Consider the following 24,709-nt stretch of genomic DNA (forward strand, 5'->3'; position numbering starts at 1 on the left):
GTTATTAGCGTGGGCGGCACTAGTATTGTCTGTTTATGTTGTTAAACATGTTTTGAATCTGTTGCTGCTGTTGTTGTCTCCAGCGGTATTGTGCGTATTCTTCGTTTGCCGCCTCATCTAAGAGAGCACGCTGCTGGAGGTTCAACTGGTTACTGAAATTCTGGTATACACGTTTGTATTTATCCACAGTAGCCATAGAAATTACAATAAGTGGTGCGATTAAGATCGGCATGGAAAATACGAATCCTGGAGGACCAGCAACGCCCAGACTGATGAGGAAAATAACGCCCAAAAGTATGGGTAACAGGATTATTACTAACGGGCTCATGGATTGTGCTTTTTGTGCCGCATGGCATGCCTTGAGCAATTGCTTGCCATCGTAGGCGGGGCCAGGCGCCGGAAGGTCGGCGAAGATCGCCACCAGGTGGGACCACATGGTTGCCCCCATGATGCCAACCATCCGGGTTTCATATTCCGTAGGCTGTAGCTTGCCAGCCGCATAATGCTGATCCAACGAGGTTTTCGCATGCCACCGTTCAATGTTCCCAATGGGATAATCCCAGCTAGCGAACTTAGAATTAGAAACAGGATCTCGGGGGTAGGGTGGGAGTGCCTGCGGATTCATACCTATCAATTGTAGTGGTGGGCTCCCGGTTGCCTGACCACACACTCGCACCCCATCACCGGCAGGTTATGAGGGGTGGTGTCGGTTGCGGAGTCGTTGGATGTATTGGTTGGCGACGTCCAGGGCGGCGTCGGTGATTTCTGCTTGTCGCTGTTGCCGGAGGGCTCGTTGTTGTGCCATTTGTTGCGCATTGGCGAGTTGTAGGGCCTGCACCTTCATGGCCTCAGCCTGGGCGATTTGCCGTTGCCGCTGGCGTGCCAGGGTGCGGGGGCTTGGTTGATGCCATGATTTCGGCCCCAGCTTCAGCACGTACAACATGATAACGGTGGCAAGAAAGACCGAGAATGCTATACCGCTTACAAACGTATTTGCAGGCATAGTGGCAAGGAAAGGGAGCAACATGAGCATCGTAATGCCCAGCTTGATGCGTTTCCCAGACCGGTAGTTTTCTTCTATCTCGTTGCTGGTGAATGCGGCCTCGTCGGGGAGTCCTGCGGCATGCGGTATAGTGACCGGGGTATTGGCATCGGTAATGGCTGGAAGATCCGAAAAGATTGGTATCAAATCAGACATCATGGTTGCTTCTGCAACGTTGGTGAGGCGATTATCGTATTCGGTGATGTCTAGCCTGCCGGCAGCAAAGTGTTTGCCTAGGTCATCCATTGCCTTTTGGCGTTCGGCGTCGCCGATACGATAGTCCTGGTTACGGGGATTGATTGGGGGCACAGACGATGTCATAGCACTAATAATAGTGAAGCGATTAGCGGAAGAGTCACCCGCATCAGCTGTTTATATTGTTTAGTCGCTGTTGTTATTGTGAGCATAAACGGATTGCCCGTACCTGTTCCGCAGCATGCAAGAACTCGCGTTGTTGGGGATTGAGCTGTTTGATGAAATTACAGCGTGCAATTCTGCTTGCTACCTCAGCACCTATTGCCATAATCCATGATAGTGCGGGCAATATCATGATTAGTGTGGGGTCACCAGACATGAATACAAATGACGTGAACGGAAGACACACTATGAACAAAAAAATAATCCCCACCATGAACGGTGTATAGCTCGTTTTCTGTGTTCTCCGGCATGCTTTGAATAGTTGGCCACCATCATAAGCGGGGCCAGGTGCGGGTAAGTCGGCAAAGACCGCTACCAGGTGAGACCACATTGTGGCCACCATGATGGCGGACAACCGGTTGTTATAATCCACGGGGTGCAGCCCACCAGCTGCATAATCCCAGCTAGCCAATTTAGAAACGGGATTTTGGGGATAGGGCTGGGTTACCTGCGGGTTCATACCTTCCAATGGTAGTGGTGGCTTTGTAGTTGCCTGACCACGTATCACATTCCTGGTAGATTGCTAGCGGCTGTGGCGGTTCCGGAGCCGTTGGACGTATTGGTTAGTCACTTCCAGGGCAGCGTCGGTGATTTCTGCTTGTCGTTGTTGCCGGAGAGCTCGTTGCTGCGCCATTTGTTGCGCGTTCGCCAGCTCCATGGCCTGTACCTGCATGGCCTGGGCCTGGGCGATTTGCCGTTGCCGCTGGCGTGCCAGGGTGCGGGGGCTTGGTTGATGCCATGATTTCGGCCCCAGCTTCAGGATGTACAACATGATGAATGTGGCAAGAAAAGCTATACCTGTTATACCGCTTATAAGCGTGTTTGTAGGCGGAGCGGCAAGGCAAGGGAGCAACATGAGCAGCATAATCCCCAGCTTGATGCGTTTCCCAGACCGGTAGCTTTCCTCTATTTCGCTGCTGGTGAATGTGACCTCGTCAGGGAGTCCTGCGGCATGCGGTATAGTGACCGGGGTATTGGCATCGGTAATGGCTGGAAGATCCGAAAAAATTGGTATCAAATCGGACCGCATGGTTGCTTCTGCGACATTGGTGAGGCGATTATCGTATTCGGTGATATCCAACCGGCCGGCAGCAAAATGCTTGCCTAAGTCATCCATTGCCTTCTGGCGTTCGGCATCACCGATACGATAGTCCTGGTTACTAGGGTTATTTTGGGGACTAAGCGGATTCAATGGCTGGTTCATGATACTAGCGATAGTGGTGTTTGATGATAGCGAAGCCGCATTTGTTTGCCTTAAAGGGTTGATCTACGATTGCGGCAGTCACATTCACTCGATTACAGACCCTGCCTCTGCATTACCTGGGTTGCCTGTGCCATAGCCATGCCACGTCGTTGCTCCCGCATGATCTTCCGTGGATTCGGATAATTCCACGATGCTGGTCCGAGCTTCATGAGGAACAAAGCGATGGCGACAATGAAGGCCACGCCCAGCATGAAGTTGCCAAGAAATTCGGACATACCAAGCATCATGAAGCTGGCCACGAAGGTTGCGAGCACAATACCAATCTTCATATTCCGACCCTTGCGATACAGCTGCATTGCTTCCACGGACGGCATGGCCGGCGTCTCCATGAGATCAATGGGTTCTGACACGGTGGCCGGAACATTGGCTGGGGTGGAAGGCGCCAACGGTAGGTCGTCGAAAAGCTGGGTGAGTTCGGACTTCATGGTTGCTTCTGCGATGGAAGTGAGGCGGGTGTCATACTCGTTCATGTCGAGGCGCCCGGAGGCAAAGTGCTTGCCCAGCTCGTCCATTGCGTGCTGACGTTCGGTATCGCTGATTCGGTAATCGGAATTGAATGTTTGGCTCATGCTTTTAAGCGTAACGATGCGTACGCCGATTGTCTGTTGGGGTTTGCCCTGAAATTTCCCCTAATAAACACATCGGCGTTTCCGCAGCTCAACGAGCATGAATACCCGGATACCCCTAGAACAGGTCAGGGTTGTTCCTGATCTTTATCAGTATCTTGACTGATGTCTTTGCTAGGCGGTACCATTGGTGGTTTGGCCATCGGCGGCTTCGCTACCGGCGGCTTGGCGACGGGCGGTTGCGCCACCGGGGGTTTTGCCGCGGGAGGCTTTGCGACGGGCGATGCCGCAGGCCTCGACCCAGGGGGCATCGCCCCTGGTGGGGTGGCTGTTGGTGGTTTCGCCACCGGGGGAGCAGCGGCAGGGGGCTTGGCCGTTGGCGGCGTAGGAGCGGGTGGCTTTGCGACGGGTGGACGTGCCGTTCCCGGGATCGTGGCCCCCGGGGCCACGGTTTTCGGCACCGAACCCCCAGGTGCGGCCGGTGCGGTAGGAGCTGTGGCTGCTGGGGGTCGAGCCACAGGAGGTTGCGCCGTTGGGGGTGCCGCCTTCGGAGGTGTTGCTTTCGGCATCGCCGCAGGTGGAACTGCGGATCCAGGTGCTGCTGCGCCGGGCACAGCAACACCTGGGGGAGTGGGTGTTGCCGGCCGGCCCCCAGGTGGTGTGGCCCCCGGAGGCGTCGCCGCTGGTGGGATCGCTGCACCAGGTGCTGCTGGTTTCGCTACCCCAGGCACAGCCGCACCCGGAATCGCCGCGCCGGGTGCGGCCGGCCGGGCTGTTGGTGGCGTTGCCCCCGGAGGCGTTGCTGCTGGTGGCATCGCCCCGCCAGGTATTGCCGCGCCAGGCGCTGGTGGTACCGTCGATCCGGGAATCGCCGCCCCCGGTGCCGCAGCCCCTGGGACTGCTGGCTTCGCCGCCCCAGGTGGGGCAACAACAGGAGAAACGCCAGGCTGTGGGGCCTTCCCCACAGCGGTCGTAGGTGACGCAGGTTTCGCCGGAGATGCCTGTGGTTTTGCGCTCTTTCCTGCCGGCTTCGGCTCCGGTTTCTCCTCCCGCTTCTCCCGGATAGGTGGTTGCAGGAACTGCTTGGGTCGCGGGTCCGGGAGGTGGCCGTCGACAAGCACGGAATCCCGCAACATCTGCGCAACATCTCGCACCGCCGGGGCTGGAGTAGCATCCGCGACCGCCTTCACCCCGGACACCATCATCGTATTGCAAAATGGGCAGCCCACAGCAATCTCCGCCGCGCCCGTCGCAACCGCCTCGGCGGCCCGATTCTCATTAATGCGCGTGCCCAAATTCTCCTCCATGAACATGCGCGCCCCACCCGCACCGCAACAAAAACCCTCGTTACGATTCCGCGGCATCTCCACCAAATCAGCCCCCGTGGCCCCCAACAATTCGCGGGGCGGATCGAACACCTTATTGTGCCGACCCAAGAAACACGGATCATGGTACGTGATCGGCTTCCGGTCCTTCGGACCCCGGGGAATAGGTGTGAGCAACTTATCCCGAACCAACCGGTTGAGTAGCTGCGTATGGTGGAAAACGTCGAAATAGCCGTCAAAATCTGGGTACTCGTTGCGGAACGTATTAAAACAGTGCGGACACGTCGTAATAATCTTACGCTGACCTTTGGGAACCCCAGAAAATACCCCGTTAAGAGTATCAATATTTTCCAGGGCCAATTGCTGGAACAAAAACTCGTTACCTGCACGCCGCGCCGGGTCGCCGGTGCAGCGTTCCGCCTTGCTTAAAACCGCGAACTTCACACCTGCTGTGTGGAGCAGCTCGACGACGGCGCGGGTAGTGCGCTTGCCATCATCATCAAACGCTCCCGCACACCCCACCCAGAACAAGTATTCGATATCATCGAAGCTTTTCGCATCCTCGCCGAACACCGGCACCTCAATGCCGTCACGGCGGGCCTCGGTAATCCACGAGGCGCGCTCCGCATTATTACGCCCCCACGGGTTGCCCTTGACCTCAAGGTTTTTAAACATCCCCACCAATTCGGAGGGGAAATCCGACTCGGCCAGCACTTGGAAGCGGCGCATGTTCACCACATGGTCGATGTGCTCAATGTCGACCGGGCATTGCTCCACGCAGGCGCCACAGTTGGTGCACGACCACAGCACATCCGGGTGGATAACATTGGACTCGCCCACGAGTTTGAGCAGGTCAACATCGGAATATGTGGTGTCGGTGGCAAACGTGTCCGGGTCCTGAAGGTAGGAAGCATTGGCGACGGCCGCATCCCGGATGTCGGTGACAAACAGCTTTGGCGACAGGGGCTTCCCGGTATTCCAGGAGGGGCATTGGGTCTGGCAACGACCGCATTCCGTGCAGGTTGCCGCATCAAGGAGCATCTTCCAGCTGGCGTCTTGGAGATGCCCAATGCCAAGGGAAGAATCCTCCTCAATGGTGTCGATCGTGAGTTCGGTTGTGCCGTCGTAAAGCGGCAGGACCTTACCCAGTGCGGGGGCGCCGTCGGGGTTGCGTTGGAAGAAAATATTGAAGAACGCCAGGAAGCGATGCCAGGCGACACCCCACGTGAGATTACGGGCCACCACCACTAACCACACCATGCCCACAAGCAGTTTGAACAGGGCAAAGACGCTCACCATTATGGGGCTGGCGGGGAGGAACCTGGCCAAGTATTGGGTGAAGAAGTCCGCCCACGGCGAGGCATGACCATAGGTGGCTATCTTCCCGGCCTTCACTAGGAGCATGCCGGCGCCCTCTAGGAAGATCACACTCTCCACAAAGAAAGCCGAAAGCGCGTTCGATCCGTAGAAGCGGGATAACCGCTCCCGCATGCCCGTCGACAAGCGAATGGCAAAGAGGAACCCAATGCCCAGGACGGTGCCGATCGCCAGGACCTCCTCGGCGAAATGATACAGCGACCACTGGGACAGCAGCGGCCACCCGCCAGCCGGGTTGAACGTTTGGATATAGGCTTCAAACCACACCAGCGACCCAATGAGGAAGCCCACCATCACAAACCAGTGGGCCACGGCAATGGCGGGACGCCGTATCAGCTCGGTGTGGAAAAACACCTCCTTGAGCACCTGCACCCCGCGGCGCACCGGCCTGTTTGTGCGGCCGGGTGCGGGTTGACCAGCGGCAATAAACAGATACAGGCGGCGGGCGGCGCGAATGAATAAAACCCACGCGGGCGCTGACAGCACAATGCCGAGCACCCCCATGATGAGCGTTGGTGTGACAGCCGGCATGGGGCAAAACCTCTATGAGTCGTAGCGGAGGGACGCGTAAAGTATATGCGTCTGCCCACACAACTGACCAAGAGGTTCCGCCGGTCTTTTCCGCTACGACGTTGTGAGCTGCACATCGCAGGCAACCCTTCGTTTGAATATATCTGGCACACTGGGGGACATGAAAATTGCTTTCCTAGGAACCGGCCGCATTCGCCAAGCATCTGATCGTCAACAATGATTATGAGGTGCGGGTCTGGAACCGTACGCTGGACAAAACCACTCCGCTTGTCGACGCCGGTGCCACCGCATACTCCACCGCCGCCGAGGTCGTTACCGGCGCTGACGTGGTGATTACGGCCCTGTTCGGGCCGAAAACCGTGCGCAGTGTGGTCATCGCCCCGACCTTATTCCCGCAGGTATTCCCTGGATCGACACCACCACCGTATCCCCTCAAGATGCCGAGGAATTCGCCACCAACGTTCCCACCTACATTGCCTGCCCGGTGGTTGGCACCCTGGGGCCGGCCCGTGCCGGAAAACTTGGTGTGTACGTGGGCAGCCCCGATCCGCAGCTGCGGGAGCTGGCTGCCGGCATTGTATCCCCCTGGGCGGACCCGAGCCGGTTGAAGTTGGTGGACTCCCAGCCCAAGGCTGCTATTGGGAAACTTCTCGCTAACCTGGCCCTAGCGATTAGTGCCGAGGGCATGAAAGAGGCTCTCCTGTTTGGGGACGCCACCGGCCTCACCGCGGCCGAAACCCTGGATCTGCTCGACTCCATTGGCTTGTCGTTTATGGCTAACCTGAAGCGTGATTTTGTGCTTGGTGACCGAAGCACCGACCCGGGTGATTTCACCGTCGACGCCCTGTGCAAGGACAGCAAGCTGATGCTGGACACCGCAGGCCAGGTGCTGCCCGGCATTCAGGCGGCGGTGGAATCCTTTACTATCCAACAGGATCATGGCCGGGGTGACCATGATTTTTCCGCCATTCTGGTGCACCGCTCCGAATAGGTGTGGTGCCGTGATTGGCCGTTGGTTGGGCGTCGACAAGCGTGCGGCTAGCGCAGCGCGGACACCCACCCCTTGCGGCCGTTATGCAGGATCGAACCGCGATAAATCCGGGCGCTCAGCCACAGGGCTGCGCCGGTCGTCGCCGCTAACAACACGTACGACGCCACCAGCTGCACGAGGGACATGTTATTAGCCGCATAGGAGATGGGTGTCAGGGTCGTAGAGAACGGGGGAATCCACGCCAAGACCTGCACAATTGGGCTCGATACGTTGAGGGAGCCGAACACGGCCGCATACATTGTTGCCATCATGAGAATCAGGATGGGCGACTGGGTGGATTGTAAATCCTCGGTGCGCGACACCATCGACCCGGCCGCCGCGTATAGGCTGCCGAAAAACAGCATCCCCAGGATGTAACCCACTATGAGCAGCGGAATCATGCCATAGCTGATGGTCGTGCCCTTGAGCAGGCCGGTGGACTGCACCGCAATCGCGCCGACCGTGATAATGATCGCCGTGCTGAGTGCTCCCATAATCAAACTGCCCAGGAGCTTCCCCGCCAGAAAATTCAGCGGCCGCACACTAGACAGGATGATTTCGATCACCCGAGACGATTTTTCCTCCGTCACCCGGCTGCCCACTATGGCTGCGAACGTCATAATGAATGTCATCATGATGAACACCCCAAGGTAGGTTGTGAACACGTTTGCCGCATCGATGTCCCTGCCCACATTCACCGTGGTGATGGCGGATGGCGGCGTGGCCTGACTGTACTGCTGTTCGGTGATATGAAGCTGCGCCAATGCTCGTTCCTGGGCCATGCGCTGCACTGCTGCGGTGACGGTGGTGACGAGGCTTTCGGAAGGCGCACCATCCGCCAATAAGTCGAACCCCTGATCGGTAGCAACCAATGCCGCATCCTTGCCGTCCCGTACTTGTTGCTCGGCGGCCGCCCGGTCCGGGGCGGTGGTCACGGTCAGATTATTTCCAGCCGCAAACGGTGCGGAGTCAACGCCCACCACCACAAGCTCTGGTAGTTGGTCCTGATTCTTCTGGTACCACGATGTGCCGAATATGGCTGCTATCACCACCACAAGCATGGTCACTACCGTAATCATGATGCCCTTGCTGCGCAGCAGCGCCCGGATCTCTTGACCCGCCACAATCTGAATGGTTTTCATGACACAAACTCCTTAAATAGGTCCACCAAATCGGGCACCCGCCGGGTAAACGAGTGCACCGGCCCCACCGCTAACGCCGCGGCGAGAATATCTTGATCGCTCACATGTTCGGGTTTTTCGATGATCGTCTGGCCAGGCTCCTCGGCGACGATTCGGCACCCCGTCGGGCACCATTCCTGCGCCGGCACGGGGGAGCCCACCTCGTATCGGGCCGGTCCCTGGGTGCGGAGCTCCATGACGGTGCCCTGTGCCCGCATTTCCCCGCCGCTGATGATCCCGACCCGGTCACACAACCGTTGCACCAAATCTAATTGATGGGACGAAAATATCACCGGTGTGCCCTGTTGAGCTCGGGAAATAAGCATGTCGCTCATCACCTGGACGGCGATGGGATCCAGGCCGGAAAACGGCTCGTCAAGCACTAAGACATCGGGATTGTGCACCAGCGACGCCGCCAGCTGCACCCGCTGCTGGTTCCCGAGACTCAGGTCCGTGAGTTGGCTGGTGGTTCGTTCCGCCAAGCCCAGCTGTTCCAAGAGCCCCTGGGCGTTCGTGGTGGCTTCTTGAATGCCAAGCCCGTGCAGCCGGGCCAGAAACACCAGCTGGTCCAGGATTTTCTCCTTCGCATACAGGCCCCGCTCCTCTGGCATGTAGCCGATATTGCGCCGGTTGTCGGCGGTGATGGGTTTGCCGTCCCACAGCACCTCACCGGCGTCAGCGGCGAGCACCCCCAGGATGATGCGCATCGTTGTGGACTTGCCCGCGCCATTGGATCCGACGAACCCGTAAATTTCGCCGGGTTTTACGGTAAGCGACACGTCGGTGAGCGCGGCAACGTCACCAAAATTTTTGCGTAAATTGCGTACTTCTAGAGTGGTCACTGATATCCTCCGTTTCCACTATCTGATTCACTTTCGGTACCTTCGGTGAAGGTGATGGCGTATGCGACCGTTGGTAATGTCATGGTAATGACGATAATGAGTGTGAGCAGGAGCGCGATGGTAAATGTCATCTGGACGGTTATTTCCGGTATGAATAGGGGGATGAACGCCAGCGCGTACACTATGGGAAGCATGAGATAGCCAAGCAATTTCAGCGATATTGACCGCCATGTGGTGATGACGGCGTATTCGTACTCGTCCAAAAAATCGTCGGGTGCCGAGTCTTTGAGCCTGATGCTGAAGCGCAATATCCGCAGCGCCATCATTGCGACCGGGGTGCAGAGCGCCCACACAACCAGCCAGTTCTGCCACCATAGCTGCGCCACGCAACAGGCCAGCATGACTGCTATCGTCAGGTAGTATACGACGATCAATGCTTTACGACGTCGTAACGTGCGCCACGTGAGAAACTTGGTTGCCGACAGGTCGTAGTATTTCTGCCACCGTTCCGCCCGTCGTAATTGGTAGCGATGAGCCCAAACGACCATGCGCTGTGTGAATTCACCCATACATAATCATCCCTGGTTATAGATGTGGGTGGACATGGGCTCAAACTGTTTTCGGCTGAACACCGCCTCGACTGGGAGTTCGAATACCTCGCAGATGCGCATGGCTAAATCCAGGCTGGGGGAGTGGTCGCCGCGTTCCAGGGCGCCAATGGTTTGCGGATTCACATCAACCCGAGCGGCCAATTGTGCACGAGTCATATCTCGTTCTGCGCGTAAAAGCCGCACACGATTAAAAATTGGAATTGTTGGGCGCTTCTTTGGGTTCATATGACCAATTGTTGTATAAACCCAACGCTAAGTCAAGGGTGCTCCACTTATGCCACCTATTATTGGTGGTGAGTCAGGGCTAGCGAAGTTTTTGGGCAAAGCCCCCGGCGGCCATGTGCATGAGCCTCAGGTTGGCAAGAAGGAACACACCAATGACCACCGTCCACACGGCCAACCACAATGGTTGAATCGGTTGCGTCATGATTGCGGCAACAATGATCGCCACCGATGGTACGAACAGTAGCACCGCCGTCCGGCTGCCCGGTGCCCAACCGGGAAAGCGTAGTGCCTCAAACGCATGTGGAATGAGATGCAGAGTAAAGGCAATAAATGGGGCTAACACAATCTCGATGGATCCGACAGCAATGCCGACCAACATGATGATGACGGAGAGTACGAACTCTTCACTGATCATCAGGGCAATGCTCTCTGTCGAGGGGTAATTCTTGTCACCACCTGTGACAAACATTTCGGCGGCGAATTTTTCGTCTTCACGATGCCGTTTGATATACGGCCGGACACAAATAATTTCCTCAAATTCATGCACCATAAACAGCGATATACCAATGAATGCGAGTGTGCCGAGTGCAAACATATTCCTATATATAGCAGAGTGGGGCGAAGACGCAACCATGGTTTTTGCCACATTTTGCCATATTTTGGGTGCGCCTGCCGACCTGGTAGAGCCTGGCCTGGTGCTGGGGATCGGGGCAGAATCGAGCGCTTCGAACTCCAGCTCAGTGAATATGAAGCTGGGGCGGTGGCTTGGCCTTTTCCGTTAGCTTGGGTTCTGGGTGAGAGTGCCCTAAATTCCTGCCTCTGGGGTGGAACCCAAGCTAAAGCAATTCTGGGGTTGTACCTGCTGGAGGTCGTCGGTGTCCTGCTGCATATGTTCTAAGCATGGTTTTCATTTGGTGGCTCTTGTTGACCCAGGAAGAATTTTGGCTAGAAATTGGAAACCATGCTTAGAGGTTATGCTGCGCTCTGGTAGGGCGGTGGGTATTGGATGTGCTGAGCTTGGGTTCTGGGGTTTCTCCAAATCTCTGGTGAGCCGAATTAGTTGGAACCCCAGTTCAGGAAACATGAAGCCGGGGAGGTGGCTTGGCCTTTTCGTTAGCTTGGGTTCTGGTTGAAAGTGCCCCAAATCCTTGCTTCTGGGGTGGAACCCAAGCTAAAGCAATTCTGGTGTTGTATCTGCCGGAGGTTGCCGGTGTCCTGCTGCACATCTTCTAAGCATGGTTTTCAAAATCTGCCGCTCCAAACCCCCAAGAACCGGCATGCCCGCCAGGGAAAGACCATGCTTAGAACATATGCAGTTGAGGCGGAGTAACGGGTATTAAAAGTGCTGAGCTTGGGTTCTGTTCCCTGGCATAATCTTATGGGGTATCTGAATCGAGAAAGTATAGCTCAGTAACTGTGCAGCCGTTTTATTAGGCTTGGGTTCCGAGTGATGACACCTCACCCTGCTTTTTACATGGAATGGAACCCCAGCTTATAAGATGTGCTGAGCTTGGGTTCCGGCTAATACATTCTCAAATCCCTGTCTCTGGAGCGGAACCCAAGCTAAAGCAGTTTCGAGGTCATGCCCAGAGGTCGCCGGTATCCTGCTGCATATGTTCTAAGCATGGTTTTCAAAATCTGCCGCCCCAAACTCCCAAGAGCTGGTATGCCCATCAGGGAAAGACCATGCTTAGAACATATGCAGCAGTTAGGCGCGCGGGTGGGTCAGCCCCTAGCATCTGTTCTAAGCATGGTTTTCATCCACCAGCCCCCGTTGCCCCAGGAAGAATAAGTGCCAACAACCAGAAACCATGCTTAGAACTTGTGCCGCCCCCTGGTCCTCCGGCGGGCATCAGAAGTGCTGAGCTTGAGTTTGCCACCAGCCCAGCCCTATATAGTCCCTAATGAACCAGAACCCCAGCTCAGCAAATATGCTGTTAGCGGAAGAATACCCACGATCTTGTCGAGGGCGTTCTAAGTCCAGGTGTTAGCCGGGAACGTTTAGCTTAGGAGCCAGCAGTTGCGGATTTACTGGTGGATTTACTGGTGTTTGAGCTGGTTTGACCTGGTTCGCTGTCACCCGGCTTCCCTCCAGGTGCGCCAGCCGGGGCACCAGACCTGCCGGGAGCGTCAGATGGCCCACCGTTACCGGAACCCGGCCCACCCGACCCAGCACCCGAACCGCCAGGCCCGCCTGAACCCGATCCACCAGGCCCGCCACCGGTCGGGCCGCTGCTCTTCTGTTGTGTCACGCTGCCTGCGTAATCATTGGTGGGATCCCGGTAGATCGTGTGGATGTGGCCCCACCCGGAGGTCTGCACCCCGGACACGGTGGCCCCGGCGTCGTTATCCTGGCTGGCCAGCTCGATATACACCTTGGGTCCAGAAATCTGGAAGTAAATCCCCTTCCCTTGAGACGTGTCATACACGGTTGCACCCGACCAATTCACATAGGTATCGTCCAGGGTCGCCGAGATCTGATCCATGGTTGCCTGCGTCGTTTCCGAGTCCGCCAGGTTTGTCCAGTTCGCAATCACCTTCAGCAGCAATTGTTTTTGCTCGTCGGTCAGTTCGGAGCCCTTGATCCCGGTGCCGGTGGGATAGTCACAGGTGTCGCTGGGTGCGCAGGTGAGGTTTTTCACCTCTTCACCCTGGTAGAGCTTTTGTTTTTGCTCGTCGGTGAGGGAGTTATAGAAGTCGAAAGCGGTTTGGTACATGTCGCCGAGGGCGGATTGGGTTTGCCCATTGCTGTCGGTGTAGGTGGTGGGCTGGGTGCCAAGGTGTGTGGGTGCGAATGTGATGGCGCCGTTGCTGAATGTGGCGTTGATACCCACGTGGTGGCCGCCGAATTGGATGGACCAGTCATTGGTGGTGCTGGGGCTGCCGAAGAATGCAATATTGTATTGGGTGTTGCCCAAATCGCTGGCGTTGGTGTTGTCTTTCAGGTACTGGTCGCCGGCCATGATGCCGGTGACCTTGGCGTATGCCTCGTCATTCAGCAGCGCCTTGAGTACTTTCAGCGCCGCCGCTCGTTGAGTTTCGCCCAGGTCGCCGAGTTTTATCCCGGAGCGTTCGACGAAGGTGACGGGAAAGTTGGACCAGGAGGTGGATTTGGTTTCGTCGTCGTAGTCGTAAAGGACTTGTTCTTTCTGCTCGTCGCTGAGGGTGCTCAGGAATTCCTCGGCCGCCTTGGCTGTGTCCGAGATGGTTTGGCTCGTGGTACCCTTGCTTGTCGACGTGGTGTCGGCCACCTGCCGGACGATAGAGGTCCCGCCCTGCGCGGTCGCGGTGTCGGTGGTACCGGTGGTGCAGCTGGCGATGGTGAGCCCGCCGGCCAAGATGAGGGAGGCGAGCGGGAAGGACTTTTTCCAGAATTTGTTACTCATGGGGATAACTATGCATTACCATCCTGTAGGTATCCCCTATGAATCACTGGAAGGATTATGCGACTTCGCTTTAAACGCAGACAGGTACGCCTCGGGCAATTTTCAGGGTGTGCCGCCAGTCTGCCAGGCTACGTCCAGTTGGCAGGTCGAGGGCTTCGAGCCATTCGGTGTAGGGGACGCTCTGTTCGTCGAGGTAGTCAGTCACATCGCGGTAGTCGGTGCGGTGCGACGGCCCGAAGACTGCGGTGGATACGGCGAATTGCGCGGCGAAGTCATGGGTGAAATCGGCCACGATAACGGCGTCGTAAAGCGGCCGAAGCTTGTCGACGCTCACCGCAACGTTGCCGAGTACCCGCACCGTTGACTTGGTGCGGCGGGGGCTGCGGTAGTGGAGGTCCAGGCCCAGGGGTGTGGGTGCGGCGTCGATCAGGTCGACGTGCAGTGGGACGGAACAACGCATGAGCAGATCAGAGGTGTAGAGACCGGCAGCGCCGGCGCCGATGACTGCGATACGTAGGTGAGGCATCAGAACCCCTTTCAAAGCTCTAGACTGATTTGTCTAGAATTTAGCACGGATCGGTCTATTTCTCGTCTGTATGGCCTAAACTGCCAGCTCATCACGTGAATAAAATTATAGACACCTTGGTCTACAATGAAACGATGATCCTTTACGTATCCGCCACCCAGGGCGAGGCAGCCCAGGTTCCCAGCGACTACCCACTCATTGTCACCGGCATTGGTATCATTCGCGCCACCTTGACGCTCACGGAGTACCTTGCCCGCGCCGACGAGCTGCCCGAGCGCATTATTAACTTCGGCACCGCCGGTTCCCTGAATGGTAATACCGGGATTTTCGAGATCGACCATGTGTTTCAACACGATTTCGACCACAAGGTGATCGAACAAATAATCGGAAAGCCCTTCCCCAACGGTATTGATCTGCCCACAGTGAGCACGCTTCCGACCGCGCATCTTGCCACCGGCGATAGCTTTGTCAATGACCCCGACACCCGCGCCCGGCTGGTGCAGCAAGCCCAGTTATGCGACATGGAGGGGTACGCCATTGCGTTCGTTGCCCAGCATTTCGGGATTCCCTGCACCCTCATTAAACAGGTGAGCGACAACGCCGATGACGCTGCCGCCGATACCTGGGTGGATGCGGTCGATCGCGGCGCCCAGGATCTCGCGGGGGCGATCCGAACGCTCAATCAAAGGCTCAACCGCCTATGACCGTGAGTGGGCGACCATTTCGTCCCACTCCACCACCTTTTTCCGTTCCCGCCCCTCGGCCGAACCGAGGCTGCGTTCGTGGGCGTCGAGTTTATGCCACCCATCCCAGGTGGTGTAGGGGATTCCCTGGGCCTCTAGGTATTCCGTGATGTCCCCGGTTGCGGTGCGTGGGGTCAGCCGGCCGGCCAGGGCGTCCGCTATCAGCATGTCCGTGGTTTCCTTGGCGTCGGATTTGGTGTTGCCGATGAGTCCGACCGGGCCGCGCTTGATCCACCCGGTGACATACACGCCGGGCACTATCTCCCCGGCCGGGTCCACAACATGCCCGCCATCGTTGGGGATGACCGCCGTGCCATGGTCGAAGGGGACGGCGGTGATTGCTTCGGACCGGTATCCCACGGCCCGGTACACTGCTTGGACTGGCCATTCGGTGAACTTGCCGGTTCCCTGCACATGCCCGGTGCCATCTAGTTCCATGCGTTCGGTGCGGAGCCCAACAACGTTGCCATCCTCGCCCAGGATTTCGACCGGATTTTCGAATAGGTGAATATGAAGGGTGTGCGGGGCATCCTTGGGCTCCCGCATCGCGTATTGCTCCAACGTTTGGCACACCAAGTCCTGGGATTTTGAGGCATGGCGCGCAGCAATGGACGCCTCGTCATAATCAATATCCTCGGGATCCACCACCACGTTGATGCTGGGGGAGTGGTCGAGTTCTTTGAGTTCGAGTGGGGTGAATTTGGCTTGTGCTGGTCCGCGTCGTCCGAAGATGTGGATGTGGGTGGCTTGGTTGGTTTTGAGGGTTTGGTAGACGTTGTCGGGGATTTCGGTGGTGTGGAGTTCGTTGGCGGTTTTGGCGAGGATGCGGGAGATGTCGAGGGCGACGTTGCCGACGCCGATGATGGCAACATGGGTGGCGGTGAGGTTCCAGGTGCGGTGGAATCGGGGGTTGCCGTCGTAGAAGCCTACGAAGTCTGCTGCGCCGTAGGATCCGTTGAGGTTTTCGCCGGGGATGTCGAGGTCGCGGTCAGCAACAGCACCAGTGGCAAGCAGCACGGCATCATAATATTCGTGGAGTTGTGCGATCGTGATGTCTTCCCCAATGTGAATGTTTCCCAGCAGGCGAATGGTGGGGGTATCGAGCACCCGGTGCAGGGACGCAATGATGCCTTTGATGCGGGGATGGTCGGGGGCGACGCCGTAGCGGATGAGGCCAAATGGTGCGGGCATTTGTTCGAATAGGTCGATATTGACGCCTTGTTTGGCTAGCAGGTCAGAGGCGTAGATGCCGGCGGGTCCGGCGCCGATAACTGCGACTCGAAGATCGGTAGGGCTGGTCATAAAATACCTTTCAAAACAATAGACCAATTGATAGACTGCTTGGTCTATAAAATGTAGGCAGTTACCGCGGTAAGCGCAAGAATTAAATTCAATTACACGTCAACAATAATTTTATTCACACTTTTTTAGTTGACGTTCCCCCAGTTCAAGACGGATTTTGTAAACAAAATCTGTCACTTACTGCTCGGTATTCTTGAAATAGACCAATCGGTACGGTTAGGTGGTTACCTAACAACCGTTACCGACGAAAATTAGCGCAATCATGACACCAAGCACCAGTACGAAGACCCGGCCGGCCCGCCAGAAAAAGCCGGAAGGCCAATGGAAAATCGACGGATACGACCCCTTAAATGATGACGAACGCATCAAGCAAGAGGCCGATGGCCTGTCCGCCAAGCAGCGGGTCATTGACATCTATTCCAAACAAGGGTTCGCATCCATACCGGCCGAGGATTTAGCGCCCCGGTTCAAATGGTTGGGGCTATATTCCCAACGCCGGCAAGACCTGGGTGGCGAGTACACCAGCAAGCTCACCACCAGCGAATTGCAGGACGAATATTTTATGATGCGGGTTCGGTTCGACGGTGGCCGCGTCACCCCCGACCAGCTGCGCGTCGTGGGCGAAATTTCCCGGGACTACGCCCGATCCACCGCCGACTTCACCGACCGGCAGAACATTCAACTCCACTGGATCCGCATCGAAGACGTCCCTGCCATTTGGGACAAGCTTGAGGCGCACAACCTGTCCACCCTCATGGGCTGCGGCGATGTGCCCCGCGTGATTCTCGGCTCCCCGGTGGCGGGCATTGCGGCCGACGAAATCATTGACGGCACTCCCGCCATTCAGGAAATCGTCGACAAGCACCTATTCAGCGGCGAATTCGTAAACCTGCCGCGGAAATACAAATCTGCCATCTCCGGCAATGCGCGGCAGGACGTCACCCACGAAATCCAAGACATTGCGTTTATCGGCTCCATCCATCCCGAACACGGCGCCGGTTTCGCCTGCTATGTCGGCGGCGGGCTGTCCACCAACCCCATGCTGTCGCAGGATTTGGGTGTGTGGATTCCCCTCGACCGGGTTGCCGACGTGTGGGCCGCCGTCGGCCGCATCTTCCGCGACTACGGCTATCGACGCCTCCGCAACCGCGCCCGCCTGAAATTCCTGGTCGCCGATTGGGGCGTGGAAAAATTCCGCCACATATTAGAAACGGAATACCTGGATGCGCCGCTTATCGACGGCCCCCCAGTGCCGCAGCACGACGGCTACCGGGACCATATTGGGATTCACCCCCAAAAGGACGGCAAATTTTATTTGGGAGTCAAACCCACCGTCGGCCATGCCAGCGGGGAACAACTCATTGCCATTGCCGACGTCGCCGACCGGTTTGGCATCACCCGCATCCGCACCACCACGGACAAGGAACTCCTCTTCCTCGACGTCGACCAGGCCGACCTGCAACCCCTATCCGACGCCCTGGCCGAAACCGGGTTGTACACCCACCCCTCCGAGTTTCGCCGCGGCATTATTTCCTGCACCGGCCTGGAATTCTGCAAACTCGCCCACGTCACCACCAAGGCCCGGGCCATCGAACTGGTGGACGAGTTAGAGCAGCGGCTGCATGATCTGGATGTTCCCCTGAAAATCTCCCTCAATGGTTGCCCCAACGCCTGCGCCCGCTCCCAAGTCTCCGACATTGGGCTCAAGGGCCAAATCGTCCGGGGTGAGGAAGGCTTCCAAGTGCATCTCGGCGGCGCCCTCGGGCTGAACTGGGGTCGGAAACTTCGGGGCCACAAGGTCACCTCCGCGGAACTCGGCGACTACATTGTGCGGGTCGTCGAAAAGTACAAACAGCAACGCCACGACGGGGAACAATTCCGCGAATGGGTGCTGCGCGCCACCGACGAGGACCTATCATGAGCCTCCGCCGCGCCCCCAACCCCAACCGCAACCATCCCCTGTACTGCCCCTACTGTGCCAGCGAAAACCTATTCCCCGATGTTGAGACCGAATTCGCCTGGAACTGCCGCGAATGCCTCCGCGTTTTCGCCGTCATGTTCTACGGCCAAAACGATCCGGGGCAGCGGCCCAAAGCCAGCCTCTCCACCGCCGACGCACTGAAAGCCTCACTTAACCATGACCTTTATCAACCTCACTAAACCAGCCACGGGCGATACCGACTACCAGGACCCCGACATCAGCCCCGCGGGACCCCGCACCACCACACCGCTCGACCCCGACACGGCCCGCCGCAACCAACAACTCGTCGACCAATACGCCGAACAACTGTACGATGCCCCCGCCGACGCTATTCTCGACTGGGCCCGCACCCACGCCCCCGGCGCGCTCATCGTCACCCTCAGCATGGAAAACACGGTTCTCGCCGAGCTTGCCGCCCACCATCTGCCCGAGGCGGATTTCCTATTCCTCGACACCGAATATCATTTCGCCGAAACCCTCGATGTTGCCCGCCAGGTTGCGGAACGCTACCCCAACCAGCGGCTGATTACGGCGAAAGCCCAGCTCAGCCGCGCCCAGCAGGATAAGGTGTACGGCCCCAGCCTGTATCTGACTCACCCTACCGCCTGTTGCCGCATGCGGAAGGTGGAGCCGCTCGCCGTGGCGCTCAGCCCCTATGTGGGGTGGGTGACTGGGTTGCGGCGCGCCGATGGTCCGACCCGTGCCACCGCCCCGGCGCTCAGCCTGGATCGGACTGGCCGGCTGAAGATTTCCCCGATCATCACCTGGACCCTGGAAGAAACCGAACAGTATATCGAGGCGCATGACCTGATTCGGCATCCGCTCACGTCCCAGGGCTACCCGTCGATTGGGTGCGCGACCTGCACGCTTCCCGTTGCACCGGGGGAGGATCCCCGGGCCGGCAGGTGGGCGGGGAACGCCAAGACCGAATGTGGCCTCCACACCTAAAACTAGAGAAGGAACCCTCAATGAGTGCCTCTGTGAAAACCCAGACACACCTATCACCCCATTTGAAAGCCCTGGAGGATGAGTCTATCCATATTCTCCGGGAGGTTGCCGGCCAATGCGATAATGTGGCCCTCCTGTTTTCTGGGGGTAAGGATTCCGTGGTGGTGTATGAGCTGGCCCGCCGCGCGTTCGCCCCCGCCGCCGTTCCTTTCGAACTGCTCCATATCGACACCGGCCATAATTTTCCCGAGGTCATTGAGTTTCGTGACCAGCTGGTGGCCCGCACCGGTGCCCGCCTCCGGGTCGCCTACGTCCAGGACTGGATTGATCGGGGTGACCTCAGGGAACGGCCCGACCATACCCGTAATCCGTTGCAAACCGTGCCCTTGGTGGAGACCATTGCGGAGCAAAAATATGACGCGGTTTTGGGTGGTGCCCGTCGTGACGAGGAGCGGGCCCGCGCCAAGGAACGGATTTTCTCCGTGCGTGACAGTTTTGGTGGTTGGGACCCGCGTCGGCAGCGCCCCGAGCTGTGGCGGCTGTATAACGCCGCCCACTTGCCCGGTGAGAACATTCGGGTGTTCCCCATTTCGAATTGGACCGAGGCCAATATTTGGCAATACATCAAGGCCCGGCGTATCGAGCTTCCCCCTATTTATTACGCCCACCAGCGGGAGGTGTTTTACCACGATGGCATGTGGCTTACTCCCGGCCCGTGGGGGAGTGGGCCGGTGGAAACCAAGTGGGTTCGCTACCGCACCGTCGGCGACATGAGTTGCACCGGCGCGATTGAATCCACCGCCACCACCATTGACCAGGTGATTGCGGAAATAACCACCACTACCCTCACCGAGCGTGGCGCCACCCGTGCCGATGATCGGCTGAGCGAATCCGCCATGGAAGACCGTAAAAAGGAAGGATATTTCTGACACATGGATACTCTCCGCTTCTGCACCGCCGGCTCCGTCGATGATGGGAAATCCACCTTTGTGGGTCGGCTCCTGCACGACACGAAGTCCGTTCTCGCCGACCAACTCGCCCAGGTGGAGCAGACTTCCGCCCGTCGTGGTTTCGCCGGCCTGGATCTTTCCCTGCTTGTTGACGGTCTGCGTGCCGAGCGGGAGCAGGGCATCACCATTGATGTGGCCTACCGGTATTTTTCCACCCCCAACCGCACGTTTATCCTTGCGGACACGCCCGGCCATGTCCAATACACCCGCAACACGGTTACCGGTATTTCCACCTCCCAGGTTGTGGTGTTGCTTGTCGACGCCCGCCACGGCGTGGTTGACCAAACCCGGAAGCATCTCACCGTCGCCGCCCTCCTCGGTATCCGCACCGTCATTCTTGGTGTGAATAAGATCGACCTGGTCGACTATTCCGAGGATGTGTTTCGCGCGATCGAGGGGGAGTTCCGGGCTGTGGCCGCCGAACTGGGGATCGCCGACCCCCACGCCATCCCGATTTCCGCACTGCACGGCGATAATGTGGTGGATGCGTCGCCTCGTCTGCCCTGGTATTTTGGGCCCACCATCTTGGAGTTGTTAGAAACCATTCCTGTCGACCCCGGCGATAGCAGCCTCGATTTCCGGTTCCCCATCCAATACGTGATCCGGGCCACCGACTACCGTGGCTATGCCGGGCAGGTCGCCACCGGCACCATTGCGGTGGGAGATACCGTCACCACTCCCCACGGTTCCACGACCGTGACCGCCATCGACACCACGGATGGGCCCGCCACCAGCGCGCACGCCGGCGACAGCGTGACGCTCCGACTGGCCGACGACATTGATCTCAGCCGGGGCGACCTGTTGGCCACCAACCGGCCCCCCAATATCCGTAGCTTCGCCGCCACCATCATCGGCCTGGATGACACCCTCGTCACCACCAATACTGTGGTGCATCTCCGCTACGGGACCAGCCTGGTCAAGGCCAGGGTCACCGACCCGGTTGCGGTCAATGATATTGTGCACACCGCCGTGGAGCTGCAGCACGATCTTCCCATCGACTCGTACGCGGCCCGTGGGGCGGTCGGATCGTTCCTGCTCGTCGACAACCACACCGGCAGCACGCTCGCCGCCGGCCTGGTCGCGTGACCCCCGCGTGCCCCGGTGCCGGCGTCCCTGGTGTGATCCTCCTGGCCCACGGCTCCCGGCATCGCCGCGCCGCGGCCGGCATCAACCAGCTTGCCGCGGCCGTTCACCGCCACACCGGCCGGCACACCGTGGCCGCCCACTTGAGTTTCCACGATCACACCTTCGACCATGCCTGCCACCAGCTGCGCAGCCGCGGCCACACCCGGGCCACCGTGGTTCCCCTCCTGTTCACCAACGCCTACCACCACACCATTGATGTTCCGAACACAGTGGCGAAAGAAGACCAACTCGACATCACCATTACCCCGGGGCTCGGCACCGGGCCCGCCGTCGCCGAACTGCTCCGAAGCCAAATCCCGGCCGGTGCCCATCCCATCCTCTACGCGGTCGGATCCTCACGGCCCGAAGCCAACCGGAGCGTCGAAAAGCTCGCCCACACCATCGGCGGCGAACCCCTCTTCGCCACCCGGGGCACCCCCACCGGCCGCACCCTCGACGACATCCGTACCACCCACCACCGAGTCCACATACTCCCCCTCTTCGTCTCCCACGGGCTCCTCCTCGACCAACTACGAACCCACCACCCACCAACCGAACACCTGAGCTATTCCCCGCCGCTCATGGGGAAGCTCGCAACCATCGTGAAACGGCGGTTACAATGCTCATCATCTTCGCAGGCGCATTCGCACAACTAGTCGATGGCGGCATCGGCATGGGCTTCGGCGTCACATCCACCACCATCCTGTTGCTCTCCATGGGGCCCGCCCAAGCATCCGCGGTCGTTCACGCCGCCGAGGTCGGCACCACCCTCGCCTCCGGGCTGAGCCACTGGCGGTTCGGCAACGTCAACTGGCGGGTCGTCCTCACCCTCGGGGTGCCCGGGGCTATCGGCGCCGCCACCGGCGCCACCCTCCTCTCCCACATTGCCACCGATTCCGCGAAACCTATCACCGCCATCATCCTCGCCCTCGTCGGCGTGAACCTCCTGTGGCGGTTCTCCCGTGGCGTTATCGCCCGACACAACACCCCCAAACCCTACCGAACCCCATTCCTCATATTCCTCGGCATTTTCGGCGGCCTGATCGACGCAACCGGTGGTGGCGGCTGGGGACCTATCACCACCTCCACCCTCATGTCGTTAGGGAAGGAGGAACCGCGCCGGGTGGTGGGCACAGTGAATACGGCGGAATTTTTGGTGGCGTCGGCCGCAACAATGGGGTTCACCCTGGGATTGTGGCAGGAATTACAGACCAATGCGGTGGCGGTGCTGTGCCTACTGTTGGGCGGAGTACTCACGGCACCGCTGTCGGCGTGGCTGATTCACCACATGAATCCCATCATCTTGGGTGGGTTTGTGGGGACGGCACTCATCAGCCTGAATATCCCACATAGCTGGCCCTACGCGGTGGTAGCGGGTGTGATTTTGACGTGGCGTGGGGTGCGCCGATCCCGGAAGGCACATGTGGTGATGAGCACCGAGGTGCCATGTGATGAATCTGACGATTTTCCCGCGGCGGGGGCGTCGACAAGCACGCAAACACGTGCGATGCTAGGTGCAGTGAATGGCATAAGCTCCGGCGTGAAGTAGTATTATAAGCTGCACAAACGATACGTACTTATCCCCTATCCGGGGTAGGGGTTTATTATTCGGTTACGTTATCGGGGCATGCTATTTTCGCAATGTTGTATACAGAAAGTTCATTGGATGTCTAGCAGCACGAAGGCAGATTCGCCGCCGCTCAAGGTACCGTCGGATAAGTGGTGGCACTTAAGCTTTGGTGGCCTCCTGGTTATCACCCTCATCACCTTCCTCTTTTGGTCTTTCGACTATGTGGGCCCGGAGGCGAATAAGGTTATTCTCATTACTACCATTGCGTTTGGCGTTTTTATGGCGTTCAACATTGGTGGTAATGACGTTGCTAACTCCTTTGGCACCTCGGTTGGTGCGGGCACGCTGACTATGCGGCAGGCGCTCGTCGTCGCCGCTATTTTTGAGGTGTCGGGTGCAGTGTTGGCCGGCGGTGAGGTGACCGAAACCGTCAAGAGCGGCATTGTGGATTTGGAATCCATCCACCTTGACGCCATGCATTTTGCATTCATCATGATGGCAGCACTATTGGGGGCGGCCGTGTGGCTGCTCATCGCAACCAAACTAGGGCTGCCGGTGTCCACGACGCACTCCATCATTGGTGGCATTGTGGGTGCATCACTCACCCTGGGGTTCTTTTTACACATTGGCGGCCTAGAAATGGTGCAGTGGGGCGAGATTGGTCGCATCGCAGTGTCCTGGGTGCTCTCCCCCGTATTGGGGGGGATTACGGCGTTTATTCTCTTCGGCGCGATCAAGCGCCGCATTTTAGTGTTTAACGACAAAGCGGACGCGGAGCTGCGCCAGATCAAAGAGGAACGCATTAAACTCCACAAAGATTTCAAATCTTCGTTCGAACGCCTCTCCGAGGTCCAGCAGCTTTCCTACACCAATGCCATGACGCGGGATGCCGCGCTGATTGCCGAACGTGATTTCGATCCGGAAGAGCTGGAATCCGACTATTATCGGGACTTGCACCGGCTCAACCAGCGGCGGGATTCGCTTAATACACACCGGGCGTTAGAAACTGGTGTGCCCCTCTTGGCAGCTGGTGGTGCGGTCATCATTGGGGCGATGATGATCTTCAAGGGACTCAAAAACCTCCACTTCGAAATGTCCGGCCTAGGCAATGGTTTGATGCTGGGCATGATCGCGGTCATGGTGTGGATGGCGGTGTTCGTGTTCGCCCGCACGCTGCGCCGGCAGGAGCTGTCCCGGGCAACGTTTACCGTGTTTTCCTGGATGCAGGTGTTTACCGCATCGGCGTTCGCTTTTTCCCACGGTTCGAACGATATTGCGAACGCTATCGGCCCGTTTACCGCGGTGTTGGATGTGCTGCGAACCAATAGTATCGAGGGTGGCGGCACGGTGCCGTCGGCGGCAATGATTATGTGCGGCGTGGCGCTGATCGCCGGTCTGTGGTTCATCGGCCGCTACGTGATCCACACAGTCGGCTCCGGGCTGACAAAAATGCACCCAGCCTCGGGGTTTGCCGCAGAATTGGCAGCCGCACTGGTGGTCATGGCGGCGTCGATGCTGGGCCTGCCGGTGAGCTCGACCCACATCCTGATCGGCGCGATCCTGGGCATCGGCATTGTGAATCGTTCCGCAAACTGGCGGCTCATGAAGCCGATCGCCCTGGCGTGGGTGATTACCCTGCCCGCCGCCGCGCTCATCGCCTCCTGCGCGGCCCTGACCCTGAACTTTATTTGGGGCTAGCCGCTTCTC

General features: G+C 58.2%; 23 protein-coding genes and 1 pseudogene. 10 read left to right on the forward strand and 14 right to left on the reverse strand.

Going from position 1 to position 24,709, the window contains the following annotated elements; all coding sequences use genetic code 11:
* Nucleotides 1-19 precede the first annotated feature (19 nt).
* From HBA49_RS00530 to HBA49_RS00555, 6 genes are all read right to left on the reverse strand, one after another.
* The gene (locus HBA49_RS00530; RefSeq protein WP_005525182.1) at nucleotides 20-625 is read right to left on the reverse strand and encodes a DUF1707 SHOCT-like domain-containing protein; all 606 of its coding nucleotides are present in this window, start codon (nucleotides 623-625) and stop codon (nucleotides 20-22) included.
* A gap of 66 nt (nucleotides 626-691) precedes the next feature.
* Complete coding sequence (locus tag HBA49_RS00535; RefSeq protein ID WP_040431664.1) at nucleotides 692-1,363, reverse strand: DUF1707 SHOCT-like domain-containing protein; 672 nt, start codon at nucleotides 1,361-1,363, stop codon at nucleotides 692-694.
* A 73-nt stretch (nucleotides 1,364-1,436) separates the two neighbouring features.
* Nucleotides 1,437-1,919, reverse strand: a complete 483-nt coding sequence (locus HBA49_RS00540; protein ID WP_040431779.1) for a DUF1707 domain-containing protein — start codon at nucleotides 1,917-1,919, stop codon at nucleotides 1,437-1,439.
* A gap of 63 nt (nucleotides 1,920-1,982) precedes the next feature.
* On the reverse strand, nucleotides 1,983-2,663 hold the full coding sequence (locus HBA49_RS00545; protein ID WP_005525244.1) for a DUF1707 SHOCT-like domain-containing protein: 681 nt from the start codon (nucleotides 2,661-2,663) through the stop codon (nucleotides 1,983-1,985).
* A 92-nt stretch (nucleotides 2,664-2,755) separates the two neighbouring features.
* Nucleotides 2,756-3,292: a DUF1707 SHOCT-like domain-containing protein gene (locus tag HBA49_RS00550; RefSeq protein WP_005525466.1), complete on the reverse strand. Its 537-nt coding sequence runs from the start codon at nucleotides 3,290-3,292 to the stop codon at nucleotides 2,756-2,758.
* A 125-nt stretch (nucleotides 3,293-3,417) separates the two neighbouring features.
* Entirely contained in the window at nucleotides 3,418-6,522 is a 3,105-nt protein-coding gene (locus HBA49_RS00555) for a (Fe-S)-binding protein (RefSeq protein WP_005524880.1), read from the reverse strand.
* A gap of 160 nt (nucleotides 6,523-6,682) precedes the next feature.
* Here HBA49_RS00555 and HBA49_RS00560 point away from each other — a divergent pair.
* Nucleotides 6,683-7,513, forward strand: a pseudogene (locus HBA49_RS00560) (NAD(P)-dependent oxidoreductase).
* A gap of 47 nt (nucleotides 7,514-7,560) precedes the next feature.
* Here HBA49_RS00560 and HBA49_RS00565 read toward each other — a convergent pair.
* From HBA49_RS00565 to HBA49_RS00595, 7 genes are all read right to left on the reverse strand, one after another.
* Nucleotides 7,561-8,694 (reverse strand): ABC transporter permease, encoded by a 1,134-nt coding sequence (locus tag HBA49_RS00565; RefSeq protein ID WP_005524898.1) that lies wholly within the window; start codon nucleotides 8,692-8,694, stop codon nucleotides 7,561-7,563.
* Complete coding sequence (locus HBA49_RS00570; RefSeq protein WP_005524824.1) at nucleotides 8,691-9,575, reverse strand: ABC transporter ATP-binding protein; 885 nt, start codon at nucleotides 9,573-9,575, stop codon at nucleotides 8,691-8,693. The genes HBA49_RS00565 and HBA49_RS00570 overlap by 4 nt, the downstream gene beginning before the upstream one ends.
* Entirely contained in the window at nucleotides 9,572-10,144 is a 573-nt protein-coding gene (locus tag HBA49_RS00575; RefSeq protein WP_005525352.1) for a hypothetical protein, read from the reverse strand. The genes HBA49_RS00570 and HBA49_RS00575 overlap by 4 nt, the downstream gene beginning before the upstream one ends.
* A gap of 6 nt (nucleotides 10,145-10,150) precedes the next feature.
* A complete protein-coding gene (locus tag HBA49_RS00580; protein ID WP_005525203.1) occupies nucleotides 10,151-10,411 on the reverse strand; it encodes a helix-turn-helix transcriptional regulator in 261 nt (86 codons plus the stop codon).
* A 79-nt stretch (nucleotides 10,412-10,490) separates the two neighbouring features.
* The gene (locus tag HBA49_RS00585; RefSeq protein ID WP_040431666.1) at nucleotides 10,491-11,006 is read right to left on the reverse strand and encodes an HXXEE domain-containing protein; all 516 of its coding nucleotides are present in this window, start codon (nucleotides 11,004-11,006) and stop codon (nucleotides 10,491-10,493) included.
* 1,411 nt (nucleotides 11,007-12,417) lie between these two features.
* Nucleotides 12,418-13,797 (reverse strand): DUF3500 domain-containing protein, encoded by a 1,380-nt coding sequence (locus tag HBA49_RS00590; RefSeq protein WP_005525076.1) that lies wholly within the window; start codon nucleotides 13,795-13,797, stop codon nucleotides 12,418-12,420.
* Nucleotides 13,798-13,867: 70 nt separating this feature from the next.
* On the reverse strand, nucleotides 13,868-14,323 hold the full coding sequence (locus HBA49_RS00595) for a hypothetical protein (RefSeq protein WP_005525349.1): 456 nt from the start codon (nucleotides 14,321-14,323) through the stop codon (nucleotides 13,868-13,870).
* 134 nt (nucleotides 14,324-14,457) lie between these two features.
* On the opposite strand from HBA49_RS00595, the gene HBA49_RS00600 reads away from it, so the two are divergent.
* Nucleotides 14,458-15,027 (forward strand): nucleosidase, encoded by a 570-nt coding sequence (locus tag HBA49_RS00600; RefSeq protein ID WP_005524827.1) that lies wholly within the window; start codon nucleotides 14,458-14,460, stop codon nucleotides 15,025-15,027.
* Here HBA49_RS00600 and HBA49_RS00605 read toward each other — a convergent pair.
* Nucleotides 15,022-16,368 (reverse strand): FAD-dependent oxidoreductase, encoded by a 1,347-nt coding sequence (locus HBA49_RS00605; protein WP_005524793.1) that lies wholly within the window; start codon nucleotides 16,366-16,368, stop codon nucleotides 15,022-15,024. The genes HBA49_RS00600 and HBA49_RS00605 overlap by 6 nt on opposite strands.
* A 262-nt stretch (nucleotides 16,369-16,630) precedes the next feature.
* Between HBA49_RS00605 and HBA49_RS00610 the strand changes: the two genes are divergently transcribed.
* The 8 genes from HBA49_RS00610 to HBA49_RS00645 all read left to right on the forward strand — a co-directional run bounded on the left by HBA49_RS00610 (nucleotide 16,631) and on the right by HBA49_RS00645 (nucleotide 24,700).
* Nucleotides 16,631-18,289, forward strand: coding sequence for a nitrite/sulfite reductase (locus tag HBA49_RS00610; RefSeq protein WP_005525387.1), 1,659 nt, complete (start codon nucleotides 16,631-16,633; stop codon nucleotides 18,287-18,289).
* Entirely contained in the window at nucleotides 18,286-18,528 is a 243-nt protein-coding gene (locus HBA49_RS00615; protein ID WP_005522673.1) for a hypothetical protein, read from the forward strand. Before HBA49_RS00610 ends, HBA49_RS00615 begins: the two co-directional genes overlap by 4 nt.
* Nucleotides 18,506-19,297 carry a phosphoadenylyl-sulfate reductase gene (locus HBA49_RS00620; protein ID WP_005525345.1) on the forward strand — a complete coding sequence of 264 codons (792 nt, stop codon included), beginning with the start codon at nucleotides 18,506-18,508 and terminating at the stop codon, nucleotides 19,295-19,297. Before HBA49_RS00615 ends, HBA49_RS00620 begins: the two co-directional genes overlap by 23 nt.
* A gap of 20 nt (nucleotides 19,298-19,317) precedes the next feature.
* Nucleotides 19,318-20,226 (forward strand): sulfate adenylyltransferase subunit CysD, encoded by a 909-nt coding sequence (cysD, locus tag HBA49_RS00625; protein ID WP_005524966.1) that lies wholly within the window; start codon nucleotides 19,318-19,320, stop codon nucleotides 20,224-20,226.
* A 3-nt stretch (nucleotides 20,227-20,229) separates the two neighbouring features.
* Nucleotides 20,230-21,393, forward strand: a complete 1,164-nt coding sequence (locus HBA49_RS00630) for a sulfate adenylyltransferase subunit 1 (protein WP_005525144.1) — start codon at nucleotides 20,230-20,232, stop codon at nucleotides 21,391-21,393.
* On the forward strand, nucleotides 21,390-22,088 hold the full coding sequence (locus HBA49_RS00635) for a sirohydrochlorin chelatase (protein WP_225866026.1): 699 nt from the start codon (nucleotides 21,390-21,392) through the stop codon (nucleotides 22,086-22,088). Before HBA49_RS00630 ends, HBA49_RS00635 begins: the two co-directional genes overlap by 4 nt.
* Entirely contained in the window at nucleotides 22,052-22,981 is a 930-nt protein-coding gene (locus tag HBA49_RS00640) for a sulfite exporter TauE/SafE family protein (RefSeq protein ID WP_005525438.1), read from the forward strand. The genes HBA49_RS00635 and HBA49_RS00640 overlap by 37 nt, the downstream gene beginning before the upstream one ends.
* A gap of 117 nt (nucleotides 22,982-23,098) precedes the next feature.
* The gene (locus HBA49_RS00645) at nucleotides 23,099-24,700 is read left to right on the forward strand and encodes an inorganic phosphate transporter (protein WP_005522687.1); all 1,602 of its coding nucleotides are present in this window, start codon (nucleotides 23,099-23,101) and stop codon (nucleotides 24,698-24,700) included.
* Nucleotides 24,701-24,709: the final 9 nt, after the last annotated feature.

Source organism: Corynebacterium matruchotii (genome assembly GCF_011612265.2).
In the GTDB taxonomy this organism is placed as follows: Bacteria; Actinomycetota; Actinomycetes; order Mycobacteriales; family Mycobacteriaceae; genus Corynebacterium; species Corynebacterium matruchotii.